The 23,553-nt window shown below is 72.0% G+C and carries 21 protein-coding genes; 2 read left to right on the top strand and 19 right to left on the bottom strand.

Annotation, left to right across the window (positions count from 1 at the left end):
• The first annotated feature begins 61 nt into the window (after positions 1 to 61).
• Positions 62 to 2,761: an AfsR/SARP family transcriptional regulator gene (locus ABKA17_RS46375; protein ID WP_353698501.1), complete on the top strand. Its 2,700-nt coding sequence runs from the start codon at positions 62 to 64 to the stop codon at positions 2,759 to 2,761.
• Between the two features lie 407 nt (positions 2,762 to 3,168).
• Here the strand turns inward: ABKA17_RS46375 and ABKA17_RS46380 are convergent, their stop codons facing one another.
• From ABKA17_RS46380 to ABKA17_RS46445, 14 genes are all read right to left on the bottom strand, one after another.
• Positions 3,169 to 3,465 (bottom strand): DUF1330 domain-containing protein, encoded by a 297-nt coding sequence (locus ABKA17_RS46380; protein ID WP_353698502.1) that lies wholly within the window; start codon positions 3,463 to 3,465, stop codon positions 3,169 to 3,171.
• Positions 3,466 to 3,555: 90 nt separating this feature from the next.
• Positions 3,556 to 4,080: an anthrone oxygenase family protein gene (locus ABKA17_RS46385; RefSeq protein WP_353698503.1), complete on the bottom strand. Its 525-nt coding sequence runs from the start codon at positions 4,078 to 4,080 to the stop codon at positions 3,556 to 3,558.
• An 87-nt stretch (positions 4,081 to 4,167) separates the two neighbouring features.
• Positions 4,168 to 4,656, bottom strand: a complete 489-nt coding sequence (locus ABKA17_RS46390; RefSeq protein WP_353698504.1) for a nuclear transport factor 2 family protein — start codon at positions 4,654 to 4,656, stop codon at positions 4,168 to 4,170.
• Positions 4,657 to 4,686: 30 nt separating this feature from the next.
• Positions 4,687 to 4,896 (bottom strand): acyl-CoA carboxylase subunit epsilon, encoded by a 210-nt coding sequence (locus ABKA17_RS46395; RefSeq protein WP_353698505.1) that lies wholly within the window; start codon positions 4,894 to 4,896, stop codon positions 4,687 to 4,689.
• 10 nt (positions 4,897 to 4,906) lie between these two features.
• Entirely contained in the window at positions 4,907 to 6,436 is a 1,530-nt protein-coding gene (locus tag ABKA17_RS46400) for an acyl-CoA carboxylase subunit beta (protein ID WP_353698554.1), read from the bottom strand.
• 35 nt (positions 6,437 to 6,471) lie between these two features.
• Positions 6,472 to 7,290, bottom strand: coding sequence for a 4'-phosphopantetheinyl transferase family protein (locus tag ABKA17_RS46405; RefSeq protein WP_353698506.1), 819 nt, complete (start codon positions 7,288 to 7,290; stop codon positions 6,472 to 6,474).
• On the bottom strand, positions 7,287 to 7,625 hold the full coding sequence (locus tag ABKA17_RS46410; protein WP_353698507.1) for an acyl carrier protein: 339 nt from the start codon (positions 7,623 to 7,625) through the stop codon (positions 7,287 to 7,289). Before ABKA17_RS46410 ends, ABKA17_RS46405 begins: the two co-directional genes overlap by 4 nt.
• A gap of 69 nt (positions 7,626 to 7,694) precedes the next feature.
• Positions 7,695 to 8,588: an alpha/beta hydrolase gene (locus ABKA17_RS46415; protein WP_353698508.1), complete on the bottom strand. Its 894-nt coding sequence runs from the start codon at positions 8,586 to 8,588 to the stop codon at positions 7,695 to 7,697.
• Between the two features lie 449 nt (positions 8,589 to 9,037).
• Positions 9,038 to 10,531 (bottom strand): FAD-dependent monooxygenase, encoded by a 1,494-nt coding sequence (locus tag ABKA17_RS46420; RefSeq protein ID WP_353698509.1) that lies wholly within the window; start codon positions 10,529 to 10,531, stop codon positions 9,038 to 9,040.
• Positions 10,532 to 10,563: 32 nt separating this feature from the next.
• Positions 10,564 to 13,656 (bottom strand): FAD-dependent monooxygenase, encoded by a 3,093-nt coding sequence (locus ABKA17_RS46425; protein ID WP_353698510.1) that lies wholly within the window; start codon positions 13,654 to 13,656, stop codon positions 10,564 to 10,566.
• Between the two features lie 2 nt (positions 13,657 to 13,658).
• Positions 13,659 to 14,597 carry an aromatase/cyclase gene (locus ABKA17_RS46430; protein ID WP_353698511.1) on the bottom strand — a complete coding sequence of 313 codons (939 nt, stop codon included), beginning with the start codon at positions 14,595 to 14,597 and terminating at the stop codon, positions 13,659 to 13,661.
• 41 nt (positions 14,598 to 14,638) lie between these two features.
• Positions 14,639 to 15,421, bottom strand: a complete 783-nt coding sequence (gene fabG, locus ABKA17_RS46435) for a 3-oxoacyl-ACP reductase FabG (protein WP_353698512.1) — start codon at positions 15,419 to 15,421, stop codon at positions 14,639 to 14,641.
• A 27-nt stretch (positions 15,422 to 15,448) separates the two neighbouring features.
• Positions 15,449 to 15,718 carry an acyl carrier protein gene (locus tag ABKA17_RS46440; protein ID WP_353698513.1) on the bottom strand — a complete coding sequence of 90 codons (270 nt, stop codon included), beginning with the start codon at positions 15,716 to 15,718 and terminating at the stop codon, positions 15,449 to 15,451.
• Between the two features lie 302 nt (positions 15,719 to 16,020).
• Positions 16,021 to 16,647: a hemerythrin domain-containing protein gene (locus ABKA17_RS46445; protein ID WP_353698514.1), complete on the bottom strand. Its 627-nt coding sequence runs from the start codon at positions 16,645 to 16,647 to the stop codon at positions 16,021 to 16,023.
• A 265-nt stretch (positions 16,648 to 16,912) separates the two neighbouring features.
• Here ABKA17_RS46445 and sigJ point away from each other — a divergent pair, with 265 nt between their 5' ends.
• Positions 16,913 to 17,926: an RNA polymerase sigma factor SigJ gene (gene sigJ, locus ABKA17_RS46450; protein WP_353698515.1), complete on the top strand. Its 1,014-nt coding sequence runs from the start codon at positions 16,913 to 16,915 to the stop codon at positions 17,924 to 17,926.
• Positions 17,927 to 17,937: 11 nt separating this feature from the next.
• Here sigJ and ABKA17_RS46455 read toward each other — a convergent pair whose 3' ends face one another.
• The 5 genes from ABKA17_RS46455 to ABKA17_RS46475 form a co-directional block, all read right to left on the bottom strand.
• Complete coding sequence (locus ABKA17_RS46455; protein ID WP_353698516.1) at positions 17,938 to 19,284, bottom strand: cation:proton antiporter; 1,347 nt, start codon at positions 19,282 to 19,284, stop codon at positions 17,938 to 17,940.
• 27 nt (positions 19,285 to 19,311) lie between these two features.
• Positions 19,312 to 19,728 carry a nitroreductase/quinone reductase family protein gene (locus ABKA17_RS46460; protein WP_353698517.1) on the bottom strand — a complete coding sequence of 139 codons (417 nt, stop codon included), beginning with the start codon at positions 19,726 to 19,728 and terminating at the stop codon, positions 19,312 to 19,314.
• Between the two features lie 25 nt (positions 19,729 to 19,753).
• On the bottom strand, positions 19,754 to 20,308 hold the full coding sequence (locus ABKA17_RS46465) for a flavin reductase family protein (protein ID WP_353698518.1): 555 nt from the start codon (positions 20,306 to 20,308) through the stop codon (positions 19,754 to 19,756).
• Positions 20,309 to 20,344: 36 nt separating this feature from the next.
• Positions 20,345 to 21,844, bottom strand: a complete 1,500-nt coding sequence (locus ABKA17_RS46470) for an FAD-binding oxidoreductase (protein ID WP_353698519.1) — start codon at positions 21,842 to 21,844, stop codon at positions 20,345 to 20,347.
• 62 nt (positions 21,845 to 21,906) lie between these two features.
• The gene (locus tag ABKA17_RS46475) at positions 21,907 to 23,541 is read right to left on the bottom strand and encodes an MFS transporter (RefSeq protein ID WP_353698520.1); all 1,635 of its coding nucleotides are present in this window, start codon (positions 23,539 to 23,541) and stop codon (positions 21,907 to 21,909) included.
• Positions 23,542 to 23,553: the final 12 nt, after the last annotated feature.

A 23,553-nucleotide genomic window follows, 5' to 3' on the forward strand; every position in this document is an offset into this window, starting at 1 on the left:
GCCTGTCCGGATCAGGGGGTCGGCACGTCCCGTACCGACGTCGAAGAGCGGGGGTTCTCGTATGCGATTCAAGGTGCTGGGGCCTCTGGAGGTGTCCACGGCGGCCGACGCCCGGACGGTGACACCGCGCGCCGCGAAGGTGCGGGTGGTGCTGTCGACGCTGCTGGTGCGCGCCAACGAGGTCGTCTCCGTCGACGGGTTGATCGACGAGCTGTGGGGCGAACAGCCGCCGCGCACCGCGATGACCACGCTGCAGGTGTACATCTCCCAGCTGCGCAAGCTGCTCCAGGACGTCCAGCCGGAGCTGGGGCGCGACGCCCTGCTCACCCGCGCCCCCGGCTATCTGCTGCGTGTGGACCCCGGCCAGCTGGACCTCGCGGTCTTCGAGGAGCTGCACCGTCGGGGCCGCGAGGAGCTCGGCCAGGGGGACCACGCGGCCGCCGCCGATCTCCAGCGGCAGGCGCTCGCCCTGTGGCGCGGGCCGCTGCTGTCGGACACCCCGCACGGCAGCCTGCTGAAGAGCATGTCCGTCCGGCTCGCCGAGGCCCGTATCGCCGCCCTCGAACAGCGGGTGCGCGCCGAACTCCAGCTGGGCCGGCATCAGGAGATCCTCGGCGAGCTCCAGGCGTTGACCACCGAGCTGCCGCTGCACGAGGACTTCCACGCGCACCTGATGGTGGCGCTGTACCGCACCGGTCGGCAGGCGGACGCGCTGCGCACCTTCGGCGAGCTGCGGCGCACCCTGGTCCAGGAGCTGGCGATCGAGCCCGGCCGGCGACTCCAGCAGCTGCACGGCCGCATCCTGACCGGTGACCCGGCGCTGCTCCAGCCGGCGGCCAGGCGGCAGCAGCGGATCACCGTCGACCGGGACCGGCCGTCCGCGGCGACCGACACCGAGCAGTCCCCCTCCGACGTGCCGACGCCGGCTCGGTTCCCTTTCGCCAAACAGTTCTTCACGGGCCGCGAGGATCAGCTGGAGCAGCTCGCCGGATGGCTGCGCCACCTGCCCGGCGGGGGCTGCGTCCAGGTGACCGGCCCGGCGGGGATGGGCAAGACCGCGCTCGCCGTGAGCGCGGCACATCGCGTGGCGGAGCTGTTCCCCGACGGGCGCGTCCTGGTCGGGCTGCGCGACGAGTCGGGGCGTGCGCTGCCGGCGGAGCGGGTCCCGCTCGCGGTGCTGCGTGCCCTTGGCAGCGTCGACCCGCCCTCGCACTCCGTGGCGGCCGCGCGCGACACCCTGCACCGGCTGACCGAGGGGCGCCGTCTGTTGCTGGTCCTGGACGACGCGGTGGACGCCGGGCAACTGCGCGCGCTGCTGCCCCTGCCCACGGGCTGCACGACGCTGGTCACCGGGCCCGCCGCGCTGCCCGGCGTCGAGGGACCCGTCCTGGCTCTCGAGGAGCTGTCGCCCGCCGACGCCCGCGAGCTGCTGCTCACGGCGTCCGGCCGCGCCCCCACTGCGCACCAGGGCGCCGAGGCGCTCCTGGACGGGCCGGAGGCACCCTCGAACGAGCCCGCCGCGGGGGACGTCTGGGACCGGCTCGCCGACCAGTGCGAACGCTTCCCCGGTGCGCTGCGTGCCGTCGCACAGCATCTGGCGCTGAACCCGCACCGCTCCCCCGCCGACATCGCCACCCGGCTGTCGGTCGCCGTCAGTCGCCCGGCGGCCCTGCGCGCCCTCGACGAGGAGCACGGCCGCTCGCTGTACGCCGCGTACGCGGCGGCGTCCGAGGAGGAGCGCCGTACGGCCCGGCTGCTGAGCCTGCTGCCACCGGGACCGTTCACCGGCGCGGACGCCGCGGTCGCTCTCGGCGTACCTCGGCAGGATGCCGAGCGCCGCGTACGGTCCCTGGTCGCGGCCGGCCTGCTGGCCGCTTCCCCGGACGGCACCGCCCACCGGTTCCCCCCGCTCCAGCGTCTGACCGCCGGCGAGGCCCTCGGCGAGGAGGAGCCGGCGCGGCTGCGCGCCGCCCTGACCCGGCTGAGCGAGGCGGCGGCCGACCGGATCGCGAGCGCGCAACGCGCCACCCGCGTCGAGGGACTGCACCCGCTGGACTGGTTCACCCGCCGGCGGCCGGACCTCGTCACGCTGCTCGACCAGGTCCACGGCGCGGGCCTGTGGGCGCAGACCTTGCGGATGGCCGACGCCATGAGCGCCTTCCTGGAGGCGCTGGCGGCCTGGGACGCCTGGAAGCACACGCACACCCTGGCCCTGGACGCCGCCGCGCACCTGCCGGACGAGGCGGGCCGGGCCCGGCTGCTGCGCTCGCTGGGCGACCTGGCCTGGCAGCGGCAGCGGTGCGAGGAGGCACGGGAGCTGTACGAGCAGGTGCTGGCCTGCCCGGAGGCCGACGACGCCGAGCGCAGCCGCGCTCTGGCCGGGCTGGCCGATGTGCGGCTGGGCGACGGCGCCGGCTCCGTCGCTGCCGGTCTCGTCGCGCCCACCCTCCGGGCGCCCGGTGACGTCCGCGGCTGCTTCGAGGCCCATCGGGTGCTCGGCCTGCACGCCCTGGACGCCGAGGGATCCGCGGCCGCCGAGCGTCACTTCCGGGAGTGCCTCGCCCTCGCCGGCACGCTGGACGACCGCCGTCTGGAGGCCTACGCACGACGCTGGCTGGTCCGGCTGCGGGACGGCTCCGTCCACCCGGGCTGGACAGAGGTCCGGCCGGGGGTCTGGCGGGGACGGCGAGCGGCCGAGGCGCGGCCGGAGGCGGGGGCGACGGTGCGGTCGGCGCGCCGGGGGGTGCCGAGCCTGCGCTGAGCGCGGGCGGGCCCGGTCCTGTCCGGTCCGGTCCGGTAGACACCAGCGGGGCCGTCCGGCGTTCGGACGGCCCCGTAGCTGTGGGTCGGCGGCAGGTGGCAGAGGTCTTACTGCCACTTCTCGTCGGCGAGAGACAGCACGACATCGCCTCCGTCCGCAATCACCGGCGCCGAGGTGAACATGTCGCGTGGACCAGCGGTGTGAACCATGTCGAACTACCTCTCCCGCGCGTCGTGAAGGATGTCGGGGTACGCACTTCATCTAACACCCGGGAGCCCTTGCGGCCCGGAAATGTCCAGATGCTCAGGACCCGGTCTGTACGCCTTTTCAAGGGCCGCCCGGAAACGCGAAAAAGCTCCCGCCGCACCGGGGAGTCCGGTGCGGCGGGAGCCGTGGGGATGTCGGGGTCAGGCGGCTGGGACGCCTTCGAAGATCAGGATCCTGCCCCTGGTGTTGCGGACGCGCAAGGGGACGATCTCCTGGTAGGCCGGGGAGTCGTACCACTGTCGGGCTGCTTCGGGGGTCGGGAACTCTATGACGCCGGTGAAGGCTTTGCTTTCGCCTTCGAGGATCTGCCAGGGGGCGCCGCGGACCAGGTAGCGGCCGCCGTGGGGTTCGATCGTGGAGACGAGTTTGGCGCTGTAGGTGGCCACCGTCTCGGGGTCGCCGGTCAGTTCGGCCTCGGCTATGACGTAGGCGGGCATGTCGTGTCCTTGTGGGTCGCGAACGCGTCCGGCCCGCCAGCTGGTGCTGGCGGGCCGGACGCGTTGTGGTGTCTGGGGGCTGTGGCCTGGCTAGGAGCGAGTGGCCAGGGGGGTTTCGGTGGGGCTGGTCGTCGGGGGCTGCGTTCGGTGGGTGATCGCGGAGAAGGACAGCAGGGCGAAGGCCGCCAGGGAGGCAACGGTGCGTACCGCGTGGGACGCCTGCCACTTGTCCCTCACGTCTGCCCAGTCCGACGGCGGGGACGTGACCGTCCAGTCGTTCTGGTCCGCGTTGATCGGGAGGTTCACCGCGATCGTCAGGATCAGGATCAGGAGGAACAGGGCCAGGGCCGCGAGAGGGACGTAGAGGTCCTTGCCCTTTGTCTTCCAGGCGCCTATCACCAGGATCGCCGTCGCGATGATCGTCGGGATCAGGGTGGCCGAGGCCAGGGTGTCCAGGGAGTCGAGTTCCACCTGGCGGACCTGGGTGTAGACCTTGGCGTCGTAGTCGCGCAGGGAGTTCTCCAGGATCAGTACGCAGACCAGGAATCCGGTGAAGACGCCGCCGAAGAGCAGGCCTATCCAGCGTGCGATCGTGAACAGCGGGCCTTGCTTCATTCGTCACTCCAGGGCGGCTGTGGGGTCGTGTCGCTGGCGCTCACTCAGTCAGGCTTCCACAGGGCCGGTCGAGTTTCGCTGGAGATTTCAGGCGGCTGCCGTCTTGGCGCCCGGGGCGTCGCCGGACTGCCAGACGAGGTCGAAGACGAAGCGGTGGATGCGCCAGCCGTGGGGGGTGCGGCGGGCCTCGGCCTCGTAGTGGCCGCCGATGGTGAAGTCGGCCGCCGGTACGTCTGCCTGGCGTACGTGAACGGCTGTCAGGTGGGCGGCCACGCGGGCCTCGTCGCCGTCGAGGTCGACGGTGTGGTTCGCGCTGATGTGGTGGGTGCGGGCGAACGTCGTACGGGCCATCTGCTGGAAGTCCGCGAGGCCTTCCAGACCCTTGAACTCCCCGAAGGGGAACGACAGGTGGACGTCCTCGGTGAAAATCCTCTCCAGCCAGGCGTCGCTGCCGCGGTCCTTGTCGAGGTGGTGGACGTAGCGGTCGCAGAGCTGGGTGAGCTCCAGGCGGTCGTTGAGGAGCTGGAGTTGGCGGGTCAGGGTTTCCAAGCCGGCCTCGTCCTGGGATATGGGCATCTTCAAGTCCTTCTCTAGTGAGGGGGCGGGTCAGGCCGCTCGTTGGAACTGGATGCTGCGCCAGGCTCGGGGCTGGAACGGGGTGGGCTGCTGGCGGTGCCAGCGGGCCGCCGTGGGTGGTCGGCGAGCCGCGTCCGTGGCCTGGGGCGCGGCGCTCAGACGCTGGTGGAGTACCGCTATGACCGCGGCCAACTCCTCGGGAGTGGGGTTGCCTCGCTCGATCCTCAACTGGAGGGTCATGGGGTGCCTTTCACTGGGGAGGTGTGCCGTGCTTGCGGCGCGGCAGGGCCGCGTCCTTGGCGGCGAGCATCCTCAGGGCGCTGATGAGTGACAAGCGGGTGTCCGAGGGATCTATGACGTCGTCCACCAAGCCGCGCTCCGCCGCGTAGTACGGGTGGACCAGGTTCCGCTTGTACTCGTCGATCTTCTGGGCTCGGGTCTCCTCCGGGTCGTCGGACGCCGCTATCTCGCGGCGGAACACCACGTTCGCCGCGCCCTCCGCGCCCATCACCGCTATCTCGTTCGTCGGCCAGGCCAGGGCCACGTCCGCGCCGATGGAGCGGGAGTCCATGACGATGTACGCGCCGCCGTACGCCTTGCGGAGGACCACCGAGACCCGCGGGACCGTGGCGTTGCAGTAGGCGTAGAGGAGCTTGGCGCCGCGGCGGATGATGCCCTCGTGTTCCTGGTCGACGCCGGGGAGGAAGCCGGGGACGTCGACGAGGGTGACCAGGGGGATGTTGAAGGCGTCGCAGAACTGGACGAAGCGTGCGGCCTTTTCGCTGGCCTTGATGTCGAGGACGCCGGCCATGGCCGCGGGCTGGTTGGCGACGATCCCGACGGTGCGGCCGTCGAGGCGGGCCAGGGCGCACACGATGTTGGGGGCCCAGGCGGCGTGGACCTCCATGTACTCGCCGTCGTCGACGAGTTCCTCGATGACCGTGCGGATGTCGTAGGAGCGGTTGCCGTCCGCGGGGACCGTCTCCAGGAGGGTCGGGCAGCTGCGGTCCGACGGGTCCTCCGTGTGGGTCTCCGGCGGGAGTTCACGGTTGTTGGCCGGGAGCATCGAGATCAGGTAGCGGACCTCCGCGATGCAGGTCTCCTCGTCGTCGTAGACGAAGTGGGCGACCCCGGAGGTCGCGGCGTGGACGTCCGCGCCGCCCAGGCCGTTCTGGGTGATCTCCTCGCCCGTGACCGCCTTGACGACGTCGGGGCCCGTGATGAACATCTGCGAGATGTCCCGGACCGCGAAGACGAAGTCGGTCAGGGCGGGCGAGTACGCGGCGCCGCCCGCGCACGGGCCCAGCATCACGCTGATCTGCGGGATGACGCCGCTCGCCAGGGTGTTGCGGCGGAAGATGCCGCCGTAGCCGGCCAGGGCCGAGACGCCCTCCTGGATACGGGCGCCCGCGCCGTCGTTCAGGGAGACCAGGGGGGCGCCCGCCGCGATGGCCATGTCCATGATCTTGTGGATCTTGGTGGCGTGGGCCTCGCCCAGCGCGCCGCCGAAGATCCGGAAGTCATGGGCGTAGACGAAGATCGTGCGGCCCTCGACCGTGCCCCAGCCGGTGATGACGCCGTCGGTGTACGGCTTCTTGTCCTCGAGGCCGAAGCCGGTGGCGCGGTGGCGGCGCAGCGCCTCGATCTCGGTGAAGCTGCCCTTGTCCAGGAGGAGGGCGATACGTTCGTGGGCCGTCAACTTGCCCTTGGCGTGCTGGCGTTCCGTGGCGGCGGGGTCGGGGCCCTGGAGGATACGGTCCTTGATCTCCTTCAGTTCCATGGTCGCCGCGGTGGACGGTGTGCTGTGCATGACCATCACTCCCAGTTCGGGCAGACCTGCCGCTCGGCGGCGATCCGTTCGGTGGCGTCGTCGGTGTAGAGGCACTCGGTGGGCAGTCGCCTGGCGAGGATGTCGAGCGGGGCCGCGTCGGCGGCGGCCACGACCGCGACGGCGGCGACATGTGCGGGACAGCTCGGCATGTTCTCGATACGCCAGCCGCGGGGCCGGGCGGGGGCGTCCGGGTCGGTGCGCTCGCCCAGGTAGTCGGAGTTCAGTTCACGGCCCAGGCCGGTGCCCAGACCCTTGAAGTAGGCCTCCTTACGGGTCCACAACCGGCCGAACGCCAGGGGCTGTTCGGCGTCCGGCAGCGCCCGCAACTCCTGCTGTTCCGCCGGGTGCAGCTCGGGGAGGCACAGTTCCACGGTCTCCTGCGTCGGCACGCGTTGGACGTCCACTCCCAGCGGGGCGGACGCGACGCTGATCAGGGCGATGCCGTGGCTGTGGGAGAGGGAGAAGTGCAGGCCGGTGCCGTGCAGGACGGGCCGGCCGTGCGGGCCGCCGCAGCACGGGCAGGTGTCCCGGCCCAAAGGGAGTTCGGCGGGCGGGATGCCGGTGTAGGTGGTCAGGATGCGGCGCAGCGCGATGTGCGCCATCAGGTAGGTGAGACGGTCCAGCGGGCGTACGAAGGCCGCCGCCCGTTCGCGTTCACGGTCGTCGAGTTCGCCGGTGACCATGTGCTCGGGGTGGTCGCCCGCCCATTCGGTGCCGATCACCCACAGATGGACCTGGTCCGCCTCGACGGTCAGCCGGGGAGCGGCGCGCAGGAGTGCGGCCGTGGAGCGCGCTGGGCTCATCGCGCCGTCCCGTACGCGGGTGCGGCCACCGACTCGGCGAGCAGGGTGGCGATCTCGCCGACCGTGTCGTCCCGCAGCAGGTCGTGGGTCTTGATACGGACGTCGAGCTCGTCCTCCAGGCGGCGCTTGAGGCACAGGGCTAGCAGGGAGTCCACGCCGAGGCCGCGCAACGGCCGGTCGGGGCCCACCCGGTGGGCGGGCGGCACGTCGAGGACGTGGCCGAGTTCCCGGCAGAGCCAGGAGGTGATGGTCCGGGTGCGGGCGTCGAGGTCCATGGCGCGCAGCGTGGACGGATCGGGTGGCCGTACGAACAGCGGGGTGGTGGTCGGGTTCATGGACGTGTCGCTTCCGTCGAGGGGGGACGCGGGGCTGTGGTGCGGGAGTGGGGGGTTGGGGCGTCGGTGTCAGGCGGCCGCGGGCACGGTGGTGCCGGTGGCCTCGTGGCCTGCGAGGCACTCCTCGAGGAAGGCGAGGGCGCGCAGGTGGTAGGTGTGGGCGGTCCAGCCCAGGCTGATGTTGTGGCCGGCCTGCGGCTGGCGTTCCACCAGGACGCGGGGGGCGCGGGGCAGCAGGGCGGGCAGTTCGGTCAGAGTGGACTCGTCGTGGCGCCACCACTTCTCGTGTTCGGCGAAGGTGAAGCGGACCGGAACCTCGACGCGGGCGGCGATCGAGGCGAACCGGGCGGGCCAGGCCGCGACTTCGGCGCATTCCCGTTCGGGCATGGGGGCGACGATGTCCGGGCAGTGGCGGAAGGTGTCCGGCGGATACAGCCGCAGGGCACCCCAGTTGTGCTTCCAGTGGCCCTGGCCGCTCGCCGAGGGCAGGTCGTGCGCCGGTACGGCCAGACGGTGACCGATGCCCGAGACGTCCAGGCCGAGCAGAGGCGCCGGGAGGCGGTCCGCGGCACAGGTCAGGGCGAGCTTGCCGCCGTAGGAGTGGCCGAGGACGAACACGCCGGCGCCCAGGTCGTGCCGGGCCGCGTAGTGGGCGAGGGCCGCCCGGACGGTCGCCGACTGCTCGGCGAGGGACTGCCCGTGCGGCAGGTCGGAGGTGGAGGCGCCGTAGCCGGGACGGTCCAGGGCGAGGACCGCGTAGCCCAGGCGGACGCCGAGGGTCAGCAGCGACTGGCCGGGGTGGGCCCGGCCGTCGAAGTAGCCCGCGGTCATGCCGCCGCCGTGCAGGGCGACGACCGTGGCGCGGGGCGCGGTGGTGGGCGGGGTGGCGAGGAGGGCGGAGAGCGCGGTGCCCTGGGCGTGCAGGGTGATGCGGCGGGTTCCGGTCGGGGGCGGGGTGCTCACCGGCCTGCCGGGGGCGGCAGCGGCCTCTGCCGCGGTACGGCGGGGGCCGGTCGGCGCGGCGACCGCCGGCGCGTCCGGGCGACCGGACGGGGGGCGGTGGATCGCCGTGGACGCTGAACCCGCGAGCGCCGACGACTCATGACCCGGCCCACCCGGCGACGCGCCCGGCGCCGGCCTGCCCGGGGCGGCCTCCGCCGCGATACGGCCGGGGCCAGGTGGTGCAGTGACAGCCGGCGCGGCCGGGCGCCCGGACGGGAAGCGGTGCGTTGCGGTGGACGGTGCCGCCGCGAGCGCCGACGGCGTACGACCGGGCCCGCCCGGCGACGAGGCCGGCACGGATCCATCCGGCGGCGAGGCCGGCGCGGACCCGCCCGGCGGTGAGGCCGGCGCGGGGTCGGCCGGGGCCCCCGGCGCGGTGCGGCGGGGGCCCGGGGGTGGGGCGGGGGTTGTCACTCGGGGCTCCCCTGGGTGGGGGTCTCGGGGGTGCCGAACCAGCGGTGCAGGGCGGTGCGCAGGTCGTCCGGGGTGGTGTCGGGGCCGGCGGCCCAGGCGACGTAGCCGTCGGGGCGGATCAGGAGCGCCGGGGTGCTCGACAGGACGGGTTCCGTCTCCTCGGGGCGGGCCGTCGTCGTGATGACCTGGTCCTGCCAGGGGGCCGCCGCCTCGCGCAGGGCGGGGTCGTCGGCGAGGTCCAGGAGGACGCCGCGGGCCGGGTGGAGGAGCTCCATCGTGCTCAGGGGGCCCTCGGGGCCGGTCAGGGTGCGCGGCGGCAGCCGGCGGCCGAGGAGAGGGTGGGTGCCCTCGCCGACCTCGTAGCGGACGTCCAGACCGGAGACCAGGCCGGCGAGGTGGCGCTTGACGTCGTCGTACTGGATGAGCTCGCCCATCAGCTCGCGCAGCGGGCTCATCTCGGGGCCGCCGACGAACAGCATGCCCTGGGCGTGGGTGTTCATCAGCAGGCGGGCGCCGGCCGCGTGGCGTTCGGCGTGGTAGCTGTCGAGCAGGCCGGCGGGGGCGCGGCCGCGGACCTCGGCGGCGAGTTTCCAGCCGAGGTTGGCGGCGTCCTGCACGCCCGTGCTCAGGCCCTGGCCGCCGGCCGGGAGGTGGACGTGGGCGGCGTCGCCGGCGAGCAGGATGCGGCCGCGCCGGTACTCGGTGACCTGGCGGGTGGCGTCGGTGAAGGAGCTCACCCAGTGCGCGGTGCCGGCGCTGATGTCCTCGCCGGTGATGTGCTGCCAGGCCTCGGCGACCTCGGTGAAACTCACCGTACGCTCGCGCTCCCGGCCGGGTTCGACGTCGGGCACGACGATGATGCGGTCCACGCCGTCGCCGAGCGGCGCGGCCATCACCATGCCGCCCGGCAGCCGTTCGCCGAGGAAACGCGGACGCAGCTCGCAGCCGGCGACGTCGGCCAGGTACATGGTGCGGGTGGCGTCGGTGCCGGGGAAGGAGAACCCGGCCGCGCGCCGCACCGGGCTGCTGCCGCCGCCGCAGCCCACCAGGTAGGCGGCGCTCATGCGCTGGACGCCCTGCGGGGTGGCGACGGTGATCTCGACGTGGTCGCCCTTCTCCTCCAGTTCGAGGAACTCCCAGCCGCGCCGGATGTCCGCGTCCAGCGAGATCGCCCAGCGCTCCAGGACATCCTCGGTGTGCGACTGCGGGATGCCGCGGGCACCGAAGTGGGCGTCCTCCAGGACGGTGTAGTCGAACTGCACGCCGCCGAAGTGCCCCATGGGGGCCTTCTCCAGGCCGCCGAACCACGGCAGCAGGCCGCGCTGTTCGAAGACCTCCATGGCGCGTGCGGTGAAGCCGAGCCCGCGGGACTGTCCGGTGGGCTGCTCCAGGCGCTCCACCACGACGACGTGGGCGCCGCCCAGGCGCAGTTCCCCGGCGAGCATCAGACCGGTCGGGCCGGCCCCGACGATGATGACGTCGGCGTCCATGGCACTCTCCTCTCCCCTACTCGTGGTGGTGGTCAGCCGAACAGCCCGGCGATGTGCTCCGGGGCCTTGGTACGGCCCCACTCCAGGGCCGCGCCGAGCAGGTCCGGGGTCGCCTCGAAGCACTTGTTGCCGGGGTCGCCGAGCGCGAACGGCTCCGGCAGGAACTTCGACTCGCGCAGCTGCTCGAAGAGGAACTCGGCGGCCTCGGACGGCTCCAGTCCCCCGGCCTCGACGGCCTGGCAGGTGGTGCGGGTCAGGGTGAGCAGGGCGGCGATGTCCTCGCCGACGGGGGCGGGCAGACCGGGGGTCGTGGTCTTCTCCAGGTCTTTCAGGATCTGGTCGTCCTTGTGCTCCATGAAGCGGCGGTACGCCCGCTCCACCGTCATCGTCGGCATGATGCTCGTCGACTCCCACACGCGGGTGACCGCGTTCCACAGGTCGTAGTGCCCGAAGCCCACGAACGAGCTGTAGACGAGGTCGTCGTGGACGTCGTACAGGCCCTGCTGGAGCCGGTCGATGTACTCGAAGCGCTCGGTGGACCAGTCGCCGTCGCGGGAGGCCTCGATCAGGCGCCAGGCCAGGGAGTTGACGACCTCGAGGGTGTTGGTCAGGCCGCGCGAGTACAGCGCGTCGATGAAGCCGGCGGCGTGCGCGGTCAGGCAGTAGCGTTCGCCGACCGTGCTGGAGGAGGAGTACTGCAACCTGCCGGTGGCGACCCAGGGGCGTACCGCGCGCGCGTCGGTGAACTGCTCCGCGATCTGCGGGAACCGGGCCAGGAAGGCGTCGAACTCCTGCTGCGGGGTGAGGTCCTGGGACTTGGGGAACTTCCGCTCGTCGAAGGTGAGGCCCACGCTGCACAGCGGGCTGATCGCGCCGTCGTGGTTGTCGAAGGGGATGACCCACAGCCAGCCGCCGTCGAAGACGTGGTGCAGCGTGCCGTGGTGCCAGGGGCTGGGCTGCTTGTGCGCGGCCGCCGAGGGCGCGTCGTCGTAGGGGGTGACGCCGACCATGTGCGTGAACAGGGTGCGGGAGTGGTGGCGGGCCCGGGTGGGCTCCTCGCGCAGACCGAACGCGTCGGCGACGGGGGAACGGAAGCCGCTGCCGTCGACGAGGTACTCGGCGTGGTACTCCTCGCCGCGGTCGGAGCGCAGCACCGCCCCGTCGAAGCCGGTTTCGATGTCGGTGATACGGGTGCCCAGCAGCGGCGTCGCGCCGTGCCGGACGGCCAGGTTGAACAGGTAGGCGTCGGTGTCCTGCCGGAACAGGTGGCTCTCCGTGCGCTGCCACTCCGGGACGACGAGCTGGTTGATCTCGTCGGGGTTCTGGTCCTGGCCCTCGCGGTGGTAGACGAAACCGAAGTTCTGCTTGCGGCCGCTCATCGGGGAGACGTGGTCCTGGATGCCGCGGAAGCTCGCCAGGTGCACGATCTCCGGCACGTCGTAACGCTCGCCGACGATCCGGGTCATCGCGGAGGTGTACGGGATCGTGGACTCGCCGACGGCGAAGCGGGGGTGGGTGCCGGCGTCGATGAGGAGCACCTTCACGCCGTTGCGGGCGAGCACCGCGCCGAGCATGCCGCCGGCCATGCCCGCACCGAGGATGGCCACGTCGTAGCGCTCTTGCGGCGCGGGGGCGTTCGTGTTCATGGGGTCACCCTTCGGGGAGTCGTTGGCGGCTGTCGGTCGTTCGGTCTTCGGGGTGCCGAACCAGTGGGTCAGGGCCTCGGGCAGCGGTGTCTCGCTCGGGGACGTCCAGGCGATGTGGCCGTCGGGGCGGAGCAGGACGGCGTCGGTGCCGGGGAGGTCCGCGGTGGCGGTGACGGTGGTGACGTGGTCGGACCAGGGGGCCGCCTGCTCCTGGAAGGCGGCGGCCCTCGGGGTCAGGAGAAGCAGCAGGGGGCGGGCCGGGTGGAGCAACTCCGTTGTCGTGTACGGGCCTTGGGGTGTCGTCAGGGTCGTGCGCGGGAGGCGGGCGCCCTGGTCGCCGTAGCTGATGTCCAGGCCCGCGATCATCGACGCCAGGTGGGTGCGGACCTTCCGGGAGGCGAGGAGTTCGGTGAACAGGGCCCGGGTCGAGTTGGATTCCGGGCCGCCCAGGAGCAGTTGGGACTGGACCTTGATGTTCGCCAGGACCCGGCGGCCCACTTCGTGGCGTTCGGCGTGGTAGGTGTCGAGCAGGTCCGCCGGGGTCCTGCCGGTGGCGACCGCGGCCAGCTTCCAGCCGAGGTTCACCGCGTCCTGGAGGCCGAGGTTGAGGGCCTGGCCGCCGATGGGCATCTGGCGGTGGGCGGCGTCGCCGGCGAACAGGACCCTTCCGTGCCGGTAGGCGGACAGCTGGCGGTTGGCGTCGCCGAAGGAGTTCACCCACAGCGGGGTGCCGGAGGTGATGTCCTCGCCCGTCACCCGCTGCCAGACCTCGCACACCTCCGCGAAGTCCGGCTCCCGGCTGCGGAGTCGGGCCTCGCGGCCGAACTCGTGGACCATCACCCGGGTGACGCCGTCGCCGCGCCGGGCGGCCACCGCCATGCCGCGCTCCAGGCGCTCGAACCGGCGGTTCGGGACGTCGATGCCCGCCACGTCCGCGCGCAGCAGCTCGCGGCGGGCGTCCTCGCCGGGGAAGTCGGCGCCCAGCAGACGGCGTACGGTCGAGTTCTCGCCGTCGCAGCCGACCAGGTACGCAGCCCGGACGCGGAGCGGGCCGTCCGGTCCCGCCGCCACCGCTTCCACGCCCTCGGACGAGGTGCGCAGGGCGCGGAGCGTGTGCCCGCGGTGGATCCTCGCGCCCAGGCCCGACGCCCAGTCCTCCAGCAGGCGTTCCGTCTCGGTCTGCGGGACCTTCCACTGCCCGGGGTGGGTGCTGGGCAGGGTGAGGTCCATCGGGATGCCGCCGAAGTGCCCGCGCGTCTCGCACGGCGGGGTGCCGAACGCCTCCAGCAGGCCCCGGCTGTCGAGGATCTCCATGGTGCGGGCGTGCAGGGTCGAGGCCCGCGACTCGGTGGTCGGGGCCTCGCGCCTCTCCAGGACGACCACGTCGGCGCCGCCGAGGCGCAGTTCACCGGCGAGCATCAGCCCGACCGGTCCCGCGCCCACGACGACGACGTCGGTGTTGAGCCGCAGGGCAGCCATCGTCAGCGCTGGTTCTCGGCGTGGTCCTTGGCGTGGCCCAAGGTGGCGCGGCTGTTGGTGCTCAGCGCGCCGTGCACGTACTCGCGGGCGTCCGCGACCGTGGCGTCCTCGCCGAGGATGCGGGCGATGTTCGCGGTGTTGAGGACCACCGTGTGCTGGGAGGAGGCGGTCGTGGTGCCGTCCGCGTCCTCGGTGAACGTCCAGTAGCCGGTGTGCAGGGTCATCAGCGCCGGCAGCGTGACCTGCTTGTAGGTGATCTTCTGGTGCGGGAACGCCACCCGGTACGACTTGGTGGTGTGCGTGGAGCCGTCCTTGGCGCGGGTGTCCATCTCCAGGCTCTGCAGGCCCGGGGCGGGCTCCTCGAAGCGGACGGTGGCCACGTGCGGCAGCCGCTCGGGCCACCGGCCGGCCTCGTTGACGAAGTCGTAGGCGTCCTTGGCGGAGCCGGCGATCGTCACGGAGTCCTCGAAGGAGAACGTCACGTCCTCGGTGGCGTGGGCGAGTTCGACGTTGGTCTTCAGCGCCGCGAGCTCCGAGCGGGAGTTGCGGTCGACGGCCTCGTCGATCCAGGCCAGGCCCTCGGGGTCGTCGTCGATCGCCCGGTAGTCGTGCAGCAGCCGCACCCGGGACGTGGCCGCGGTGAGCGGCTCGATGACCCAGGTGCCGCCCATCGCGGCGACCGGCGGGGTGGAGACCTCCTGGCGGAAGGTGATGCGCAGGCCCTCGGCGTCCAGGGTGCGGCGCGAGGTCCAGTTCTTCGGCTCGCCGTTGGCGGTGGCCCAGATGCGGATGCGCTCGCTGTCGCCGTCGCGCTCGACGTGGTCGACGTAGATGGTGGGCGGGAAGATCCGCGGCCAGTTCTCCACCTCCGCGATCAGGCGGTAGACGGCGGCTGCGGGGGCGTCGACGTCGACGGTGTGCTCGACCTCGCGAAGCGTCATGGCTGAACTCCGTTCAGGGGCAAGGGGGTCGGGGGTCGGGCCTAGAAGTTGCCGAGGCCGCCGCAGACGTTGAGGGCCTGGGCGGTGATGGAGGCGGCGGTGTCCGAGGCGAGGTAGCCGACCAGGCCGGCGACCTCCTCCGGCGTCGAGTAGCGGCCGAGCGGGATCTTCGCCTGGAACTTGGTGAGGATGGCGTCCTCGGTGGTGTCGTAGGCGGCCGCGTAGCCCTGGCGTACGCGCTGCGCCATCGGCGTCTCCACATAGCCGGGGCAGACCGCGTTGACGGTGATGCCGGTCGGCGCGAGCTCGTTGCCGAGGGCCTTGGTGAAGCCGACGACGCCGTGCTTGGACGCGGAGTAGGGGGCGCCGAGGACCACGCCCTGCTTGCCGGCGGTGGAGGCGATGTTGATGATCCGGCCGCGGTCCTTGTGCCGCATGCCGCCGGTGTTGAGGACGGCCTTGGTCATCCGGAACACGCTGGTGAGGTTGGTGTCGACGACGTCGTCCCACAGCTCGTCGTCGATGTCGGCGGTGACGCCGCCGCCGCTGCGGCCGGCGTTGTTGACGAGCACGTCGATCGTGCCGAAGCGGTCCACGGCGGCGGCGACGAAGGCGGTGACGCTCGCCGCGTCGCGTACGTCGACGGCGGCTCCGTCGACGTCGAGGCCCTCCTCGCGCAGCTGCTTGACGGTGCTGGTGACGTTCTCGGCGGTGCGGGCGCCGAGGAAGACGCGGTGGCCGCCGGTGGCCAGGAGCCGGGCTGTGGCGAGGCCGATTCCGCTGGTGGCGCCGGTGACGAGGGCGACGCGCGGGTCCTGCTGCATGGTGGCTTCTCCCTGGATGCGGTCGGGTCAGGCGGCGGTGGCGGTCGACGACAGGAGGTCGTTGACGGCGGCGATGAGGGTGCGGGGGGTGCGGTTGTCGGTGAAGACGTCGTCGTCCAGGGCGATGGCGTACTCGCGCTCGATGCGGCCGCCGGTCTCCAGCAGGGCGAGTGACTCGTAGCCGAGGGACTCGAAGTCGAGGTCGAGGATGTCGCCGTCCAGGTCGATGCCGTCGTCGGCGCCGGCGCCCTCGAGGAGGATGCGCTTGAGGTCGGCGAGGGTGAACGTGGAGCTCATGGGTTGGGGTCCCTTCGGGGATCGGGTGGGGTGGACATGGCGATGCCCCTGCCGGTGGGGCTTGGCAGGGGCATCGAGGAGTGAGGAGTGGGGGGAGTCGTCGCCTAAGAGCTCGGGGGGTTCTGTGAGCTTGCGGCTGCGGGTGCGTTGTGGCTGGTCGCGCAGTTCCCCGCGCCCCTTTAGGGGCTGCGCCCCTCAGGGGCTGCGCCCCGCCCGGGCATGGGTACGCCCCTGCCGGGGCGGGGGATGTCGCCGGCAGGGGCGTGTTCGGGGTGGCCTGTTGGTGCGGGCCGTGGGTGGGGTCAGATGCCCCAGAGGTGGCGCTTCTTGTAGCTGGACTCCCAGAAGAGTTTGTTGAGGACCTTCACCGGGGCGGGCATGGTGTCGAGGAATGCCTTGCGCTCGGTGGCGTTCTGGTCGTCGGTGATCCAGGGGAAGTAGACGGCGGCGCCCTTGGGGCCCTGCTTGCGGGCCATCGCGCCGCGGAAGGCGTCCCAGTCCTTGGCGGTGCAGACGTCCTGGATGAGCGGCAGCGCCTCGTTCTCCTCGTGGGTCATGTGGTCGCCGAGGACGCGGATGAGCTCGGCGACGCGGTCGGTGAGGTCGGGGGCGTTGCGGGCCAGGCCGTCGTCGACGGAGGCGAGGACCGGGTCCAGGCGGGCGTGCTCGGCCTCCATCTCGGCCAGCAGCTTCTGGTCGGCCGGACGGCCGGTGACGGCGGCCGCGACCCGCGGCCACAGGTCGGAGTCCTCGACGGTGTGGTGCACATGCAGCTGGTGCTTGAAGTTGGCCCAGCCCTCGCGCACTTCCGGGGACCCGGCCCGGCCGGCGGCCACCGCCGCGGCGAGCCGCCTCATGTCGCGCCGGAATGCGTCGTGGGTGGCGTACATGACGGCGAAGTTGATCGGGGCCTGCTGTGCGACTGCCATGGTCTGCGATGCCTTTCGTGTGTGACCGGCCGCGGCCGGTCGGCGGATGGGAGAACTCGCTGTCGCGAGTGGGGAGTTCGGCCCCTTCCGGCCGAGCTCCCCACGCCCCGCGGCCCGGGTTGCCCTCGCGAATGAGAGGGATCGGCCATGGCCGGTTGTGACACGAGCGGCCTGATTTGTGAGCTGAATCACAGTCGTCGGGTCGATGTCACATTTCCCGGGCGAAAGCCGTCTCGGGTGTGAGCTCGTCACAGGGAGGTGCACCATGTCCGACAGCCAGGCAGGCGACCCCGCGGCCGATGCCATCGAAGCCTCGACGGAGGTCTTCGTCGGCTACCGCGAGTTGCTGTTCTCGATCGTCTACAACCTGCTCGGTACCGTCGCCGACACCGACGACGTGCTCCAGGAGACCTGGTTGTCGTGGTCGGCGAAGAAGTGCCGCACCCCGTACGAGGAGATCGACAACCCCCGGGCCTACCTCGTACGGATCGCCGTCAACCACGCCCTGGCCCGCAAGGCCGTCATCAAGCGGCGCCGCGAGACCTACGTCGGCCCCTGGCTGCCGGAACCGCTGGTGACCCGGGGCGGCGACGAGGAGCCCGCCGCCGAGCCCGCGCACCGGGCGTTGCAGAGCGAGTCGGTGTCGATGGCGCTGATGGTGGTGCTGGAGACGCTCTCCCCGCTGGAGCGGGCGGTGTTCGTGCTGCACGACGTGTTCGGCTACGCGCACGCCGAGATCGCTGGCATCCTCGACCGCAACCCCTCCTCGGTGCGCCAGCTCGCACACCGGGCCCGCGCCCACGTACAGGCGCGGCGCCCCCGCTACCAGGCCGATCCGCAGGTCCAGCAGCAGGTCACCGAGCGGTTCATCGACGCCGCGCTCGGCGGCGACCTGGCGCTGCTGATGGAGATGCTGGCACCGGACGTGACCATGTGGACCGACGGTGGCGGCAAGGTCCGTACCGCGGGCCTGCGTCCGGTCATCGGCCGGGAGAAGGTCTGCCGGCTGCTCGCGGGCTACGCCGGGCGCACCCCCAAGGACATCGACATCCACTACCGGCACGTCAACGGCGACCCCTCGGCGGTGGTGTTCTCCGAGGACTCCCCCTACGCGGTGCTGGTCATGGACCTCACGCCCGAGAGCGACCAGGTGCGTGGGATCTACGCCGTGGTCAACCCGGACAAGCTGGCCCGGGTGCGGTCCGAGGAGAGCGAGTCCGAGTCCGCCGGGTCCGCCGGGTCCGCCGGGTCCGCCGGGTCCGCCGAGAGCGAGGGCTGAGCGCGTGGGCGTCAGTGCGCGCCGCGCCCCTGGCCGGCCGCCGCTTGGGCGACGTCGGCCCGCGGGCCGGCCGCTGCCCCGGCGACGTCCGCTGTGCCGGCTGCGCTCCCCACCAGGGAGACCGCCTCGCGGTCCTTCAGCAGGCGGTTGAGGACGGGTGCCGCGATCCCGGTGGTGACCAGGGCCATGAGCACCATCGCGGAGAACAGCTGCACGGTCAGCAGCCCGAGGCTCAACCCCACGTTCAGCAGCACCAGTTCGGTCAGTCCGCGGGTGTTCATCAGCACCCCGAGCACGGTGGCGTCCCGCCAGTCCATCCCGGTCAGCCGGGCGGACAGCGCGACGCCACCGAGCTTGCCGAGACAGGCCACCACGATGATCGCCACGGTCTGCACGATGCCGCCCGCGGTGAGCGTGGTGAGGTCCACGGACAGGCCGGTGACGACGAAGAACACCGGCAGCAGCAGCTTGCCGACGCTCTCCAGGGGCGGCAGCGCCACCCGGTGCAGCAGGCTGTCGTGGCGCCGGGGCATCGCCAGGCCGAACATGAACGCGCCGAAGATGGCGTGGATGCCGATGTGGGAGGTGACGAACGCGGAGGCGAACACACCGGAGGCGACCAGTACCGGCACGTACTGGGTGTGGGTGACGCGCAGCCGGTCGCTGATCGTGGCGAGCACGGGGCGTACCAGCCACAGCATGACGGCGAGGTAGAGCGCCGACCAGGCCATCACCGTCAGGAATCCGGCGGCGCCGGTGGCGGTGGTCAGGGCGACCACGACGGCCAGCATGCACCAGGCGAGCACGTCGTCCGCGGCCGCGAGACCGAGGGCGAGGGTGCCGGCGCGGGTGGACTGCAACCCTTGCTCGGCGATGATCCGGGCGAGCACCGGGAAGGCGGTGATGGACATGGCGACACCGAGGTACAGGGCGAACTCGGTGAACGGCACGGTCTTTCCGCCCACCACGTCGTGGGAGCCGTAGATCAGCCAGGCGAGTCCGACGCCGAGGGCCATGGGCAGCACGAGCGAGCTGATCCAGATGGCGCCGGTGGAGCGGAAACGGCCCTTGAGGGCGCCGCTGTTGAACTCCCAGCCGATGATGAACATGAACAGCAGCAGGCCCACCTGGGAGACGACGCCCAGGTGCGGGCGTATCTCGGCGGGGAAGAGCCGGTCGGGCAGGTCGCCGGGGAACAGGCCGAGCAGGCTCGGTCCCAGGCAGATGCCGATGGTGATCTCACCGATCACCGCGGGTTGTCTGATACGGCGGCACAGGGCCGTGATCGCGGTCGCCAGGGCGAGGATCAGGGCGATGCCGCCGATCGCCGTGACGGTGATCCACTCGGAGTGGGGCACAGCAACTCTCCTGTCAGGGGGCGGCGTTCATGGCCGGGCCTGCGCGGTGGTGGAGGCGGCCGTGTCGACGGGGCGCAGTTCGATGAAGTCGAAGGCCTTGAAGCGGCGCAGCACGGGCCGCAGCGGTGCCGGTACGACGGCCTGCCGCGGGTCGTTGAACACCTGCGGCCGGTCCAGGCGGATCAGCTTTCCGCGGGTGTGCAGTTCGCAGCCGCCGCCGGCGAGGGTGTTGCGCACCCAGTCGGACTGGGGGCCGTAGGGCAGCGACATGACGTAGTTGCCGTCGCGCTTGAACACCTTGACCGGGGTGCGGTAGACACGTCCGGACTTGCGTCCGACGTGCAGGACGGCGCCGAACCCGGGCATGCGGGTCAGCACGGGTCCCACGAAGCGGTTGGCGAAGGTGCGGTTGAAGCGGGCCAGTCGCCGTTGGACAGCGGACATCCGAGAACTCCTTATGCGTGCGGGGTCAGACGTCGAACATGGGGTGGGTGCCGCGCTGTTCGGCCTCCAGGGCGCCCATGGAGCCGCGGAAGAAGATCAGCGGTTCCAACTCGCCGCCGGGCACGCCCAGTTCGGCGACCTCGCCGATGAAGATGGTGTGGTCGCCGCCCTCGACGGCGTTGACCAGACGGCACGACAGATACGCCATCGCGCGGCTGAGCACGGGCACCCCGGCGGCGGAGTAGTGGTGGTCGACACCGTCCAGGTTCGCGGTGTGACGGCCCGCGAACGCCCAGGCCAAAGGCTCCTGGCGGCCGGCGAGGAAGTTCACCGTGTAGGCGCCGGACTCCTCCACCACCGCGCGCAGCCGGGACGCCTTGTGCAGGCAGAACAGCACCAGCGGCGGGTCGAGGGAGACGGAGGTGAAGGAGTTGACGGTGGTGCCGGCCGCCTGTGACCCGCTGCCGCTGGTGATCACGGTCACGCCGGTCACGAACATGCCGCACACGTTGCGCAGCACCTTGCCGTCGATGGGACCGTCGGCGCGCTGTTGCAGGATGTCTGGCTGGGTCGTGGTCATGGGCGCCCCCTGGGGGAAGAAGGCCCCAGAAGGGGCTCAGCGGATGCTCTGGGCGTACTTGAAGAGGCCGTACGGGTCGTGGAGGGCCTTGGTCGCGGCGAGCCGCGGGTAGTTCTCGGCGTAGTAGGACCGCTTCCAGTCCTTCAGGGCCGGGTCGGCGAAGTTCTGGTAGGTCTCGCCGCAGGAGTAGGGGTCGATCGCGGCGAAGGCGCGGTCCACCCACACCCGGGCGGCCGCCTGGCCTTCTGCGGTGGGTGAAGCGGGGATGGTGGCCAGGTAGTTGACGGTGTAGAGGCTGTCGCGGTGCACGTACGCGGTCGCCGTGCGGGCGAGGTCGGATGCGGCGCCGCCCAGCGGCAGTACCTGTAGCTGACGGATCTGGCCGGCCTGCCGGTCCGCGTCGAACGCGGCGAGGGCGGCCGCCCAGCCGCTGCGGGCGAGGGGGGCCTTGGCCATGCGGCTGCGTTCCAGGCCGAACGCGGGCCGGGTGAGCTGCCCCTCGGGGTGGATGTCGGCGGCCCGGTGGCACTGCTCGGTGGTTTTGGTGGCGCAGCCGTAGACGCCCATCATCAGCGAGCGGTACGGCAGGACGGCGTCCGTCCGGCTCGCGGGCGGCCCGGTCAGGGCGAGCAGCCGGCCCACCTCGTCGGCGAGCCCGGCGGCCGTGCCGGTGGAGACCAGGCGGATCGCGGGCACCGGGGTGGCGCCGGGCGCCGCGTCCGGGAGCGTGATCACGCTGGCGCCGCCGATCTCCCGGGGGGCGTCGGCGAGCCAGCGGGCGTACCCGTCGAGCATGTCGAGCGCCTTGTCGTAGGCGAAGACGAGCGTGGAGGTGGCCACGTCGGTGACGGCGGCGGTGGTGGCGGTGTAGGAGGTGACGACGCCGAAGTTGCCGCCGCCACCGCCCCGTATCGCCCAGAACAGGTCGCTGTTGCGGTTCGGGGCGGCGGTCACGGTGCGGCCGTCGGCGAGGACGACGGTCGCGGAGGTCAGCGCGTCGCAGGCCACGCCCAGCGAGCGGGTGAGGAAGCCGAGGCCGCCGCCCTGGACGAAGCCGCCGGCCGCGACGGTGGGGCCGGCGCCGACGACCACGGCCCGCCCGGCGGGGGCGAGCGCGGTCAGCAGGTCGACGTTCTGGGCGCCGGGCCCGAAGGTGGCCGTCGTGCCGGTGAGGCCGACGGAGTTCAGGCGGGAGACGTCGACGACCAGGCCGGTGGTGGTGGAGTAGCCGCCCATGCTGTGGCCGCCGCTGCGGACGGCGACGGGCAGGTCGTGGTCCTGGACGAAGGCCAGGCACAGGGCGACGTCGGCGGCGTTCGCGCAGTACGCGACGGCCTGCGGGTCGATGGTGTCGAACTGCTGGAGTTCGAGCTGCTTGGCGGTGGCGTAGGCGGCCTCGCCGGGCAGCACGAGGGTGCCGGTGAGATGGCCGCGCAGTCGCTCCCAGGGCGCGGCGGCGAGCGCCGGGGATGGTCGCAGGGCGGCGACCGCGAGGGCGCCGCCGGAGGCTGTGAGGAGTGTTCTTCGACTGATCATGTTCGGTCCCAACACAAGCGCCCCCGGCCCTTTGTGGGCCGGGGGCGTAGACGGTGGTGCGGTCAGTGCGCGGCGGTCGCGTCCTTCGCGGGGGCGGCCTCCGGCCGTGCGGGCGGCGCGCCGTGGCCCATGCCGGACGGCGTCGGCCCGCCCTTGAGGGCGAGGCAGAGGGCCGCGCCGGCGAACATCGTCAGGGCGGGCACCAGCATGGTGGGCTGGAGCGCGTCGACGAAGCCCTCGGAGAAGACCTTGCCCGCCAGTTCCTGGATGCGCTGGGCGACGTCCTGCGGCACGTCCGCCGGCAGCGAGGCACCCTGCTGGGTGCCGACCTCGACGTGCTGGGCGCCGTCGGCGAACCCGGAGACGAAGTCGGCCCGGTAGTCCTGCGGCAGCGACTGGGCCGCGGTGGTGGCCTGTTCGCGCATCGCGGAGACCAGCTTGGCCTGGAGCACCGCGCCGATGATGGCGCCGGCGAGCACCGAACCGACCTGGCGCAGCGCGTTGTTGACGCCGGAGGCGGCGCCGGTCAGCTGCGGCGGCACGTTGCGCATGACCTCGGAGCCCATCGGGGCGAAGGTGCAGCCGGCGCCGAGACCGGCGACGAAGAGCGGGCCGACGAACGCGGTCCAGGAGCTGCTGGTGTCGGCGACCAGGAAGATCCAGGTGATGCCGATGCCGAACATCGACAGACCGGCCGTCAGGATGTACTTGCCGCCGAACTTCTCCGACAGGATGCCGGCCGGGCCGGCCGTGAACATCGAGCCGAGCGCGAGGGGCACCAGGACCAGGCCGGTCTTGATGGGGCTGAAGCCGAGCACCGACTGGAGGTAGATCGTGGTCGGCAGCAGGATGCCGAGGACTCCGAAGGACACCGCGATGCCGACGAGGTTGACGACGGAGAAGTTGCGGTCCTTGAACAGGGAGAACGGCAGCAGCGGTTCGTTGTCCTGCTGGCCGCGCTCGTAGAGCAGGAACGCGCCGATCAGGACGGCGGAGCCGGCGAGCAGCGTCCAGATCCAGCCGTTCCACTCGTAGCGCTCGCCCTCGATGAGGCCGAAGGCCAGGCAGAACAGGGCCGCGGAGGCGATCAGCACGCCCATCACGTCGAAGCGGTGCTTGACCACCCGGACGTTCTTGGGGATGAGCCGGAAGCCGAGGACCAGGACCAGCAGGCCCACGGGGATGTTGACGAAGAACACCCACCGCCAGTCCAGGTGCGTGACCAGCAGACCGCCGAGCGTCGGGCCGATCGCTCCGGACACGCCCGCGACCGCACCCCACACGCCGTAGGCGGCGCCGCGCTTCTCCGCCGGGAACACGTCGGTGATGATCGACAGCGTCTGCGGCATCAGCATCGCCGCGCCCACGCCCTGGAGCGCGCGGAACGCGATCAGCTGGGAGGGGTCCTGGGCCAGTCCGCAGGCGAGGGAGGCGAGCGTGAACAGGGCCACGCCGGAGAGGAAGAGGTTGCCCTTGCCCCGGATGTCACCCAGGCGTCCGGCGGTGATGATCAGGGTGGCGAGGACCAGGGTGTAGGCGTTGACGACCCACAGGACCTTGTCCAGTGACGCGCCGAGGTCGTCGGTCATGTCCGGGATGGCGATGTTCACGATCGTCAGGTCGACCAGGGTCATCACGAACCCCAGGCACAGGACGCTCAGAACCGCCCACGGATTTGTCTGCCGTTCTCGAGTCATGTTCCTCTCCTT

This window comes from Streptomyces sp. RG80 (assembly GCF_040446465.1).
In the GTDB taxonomy this organism is placed as follows: Bacteria; Actinomycetota; Actinomycetes; order Streptomycetales; family Streptomycetaceae; genus Streptomyces.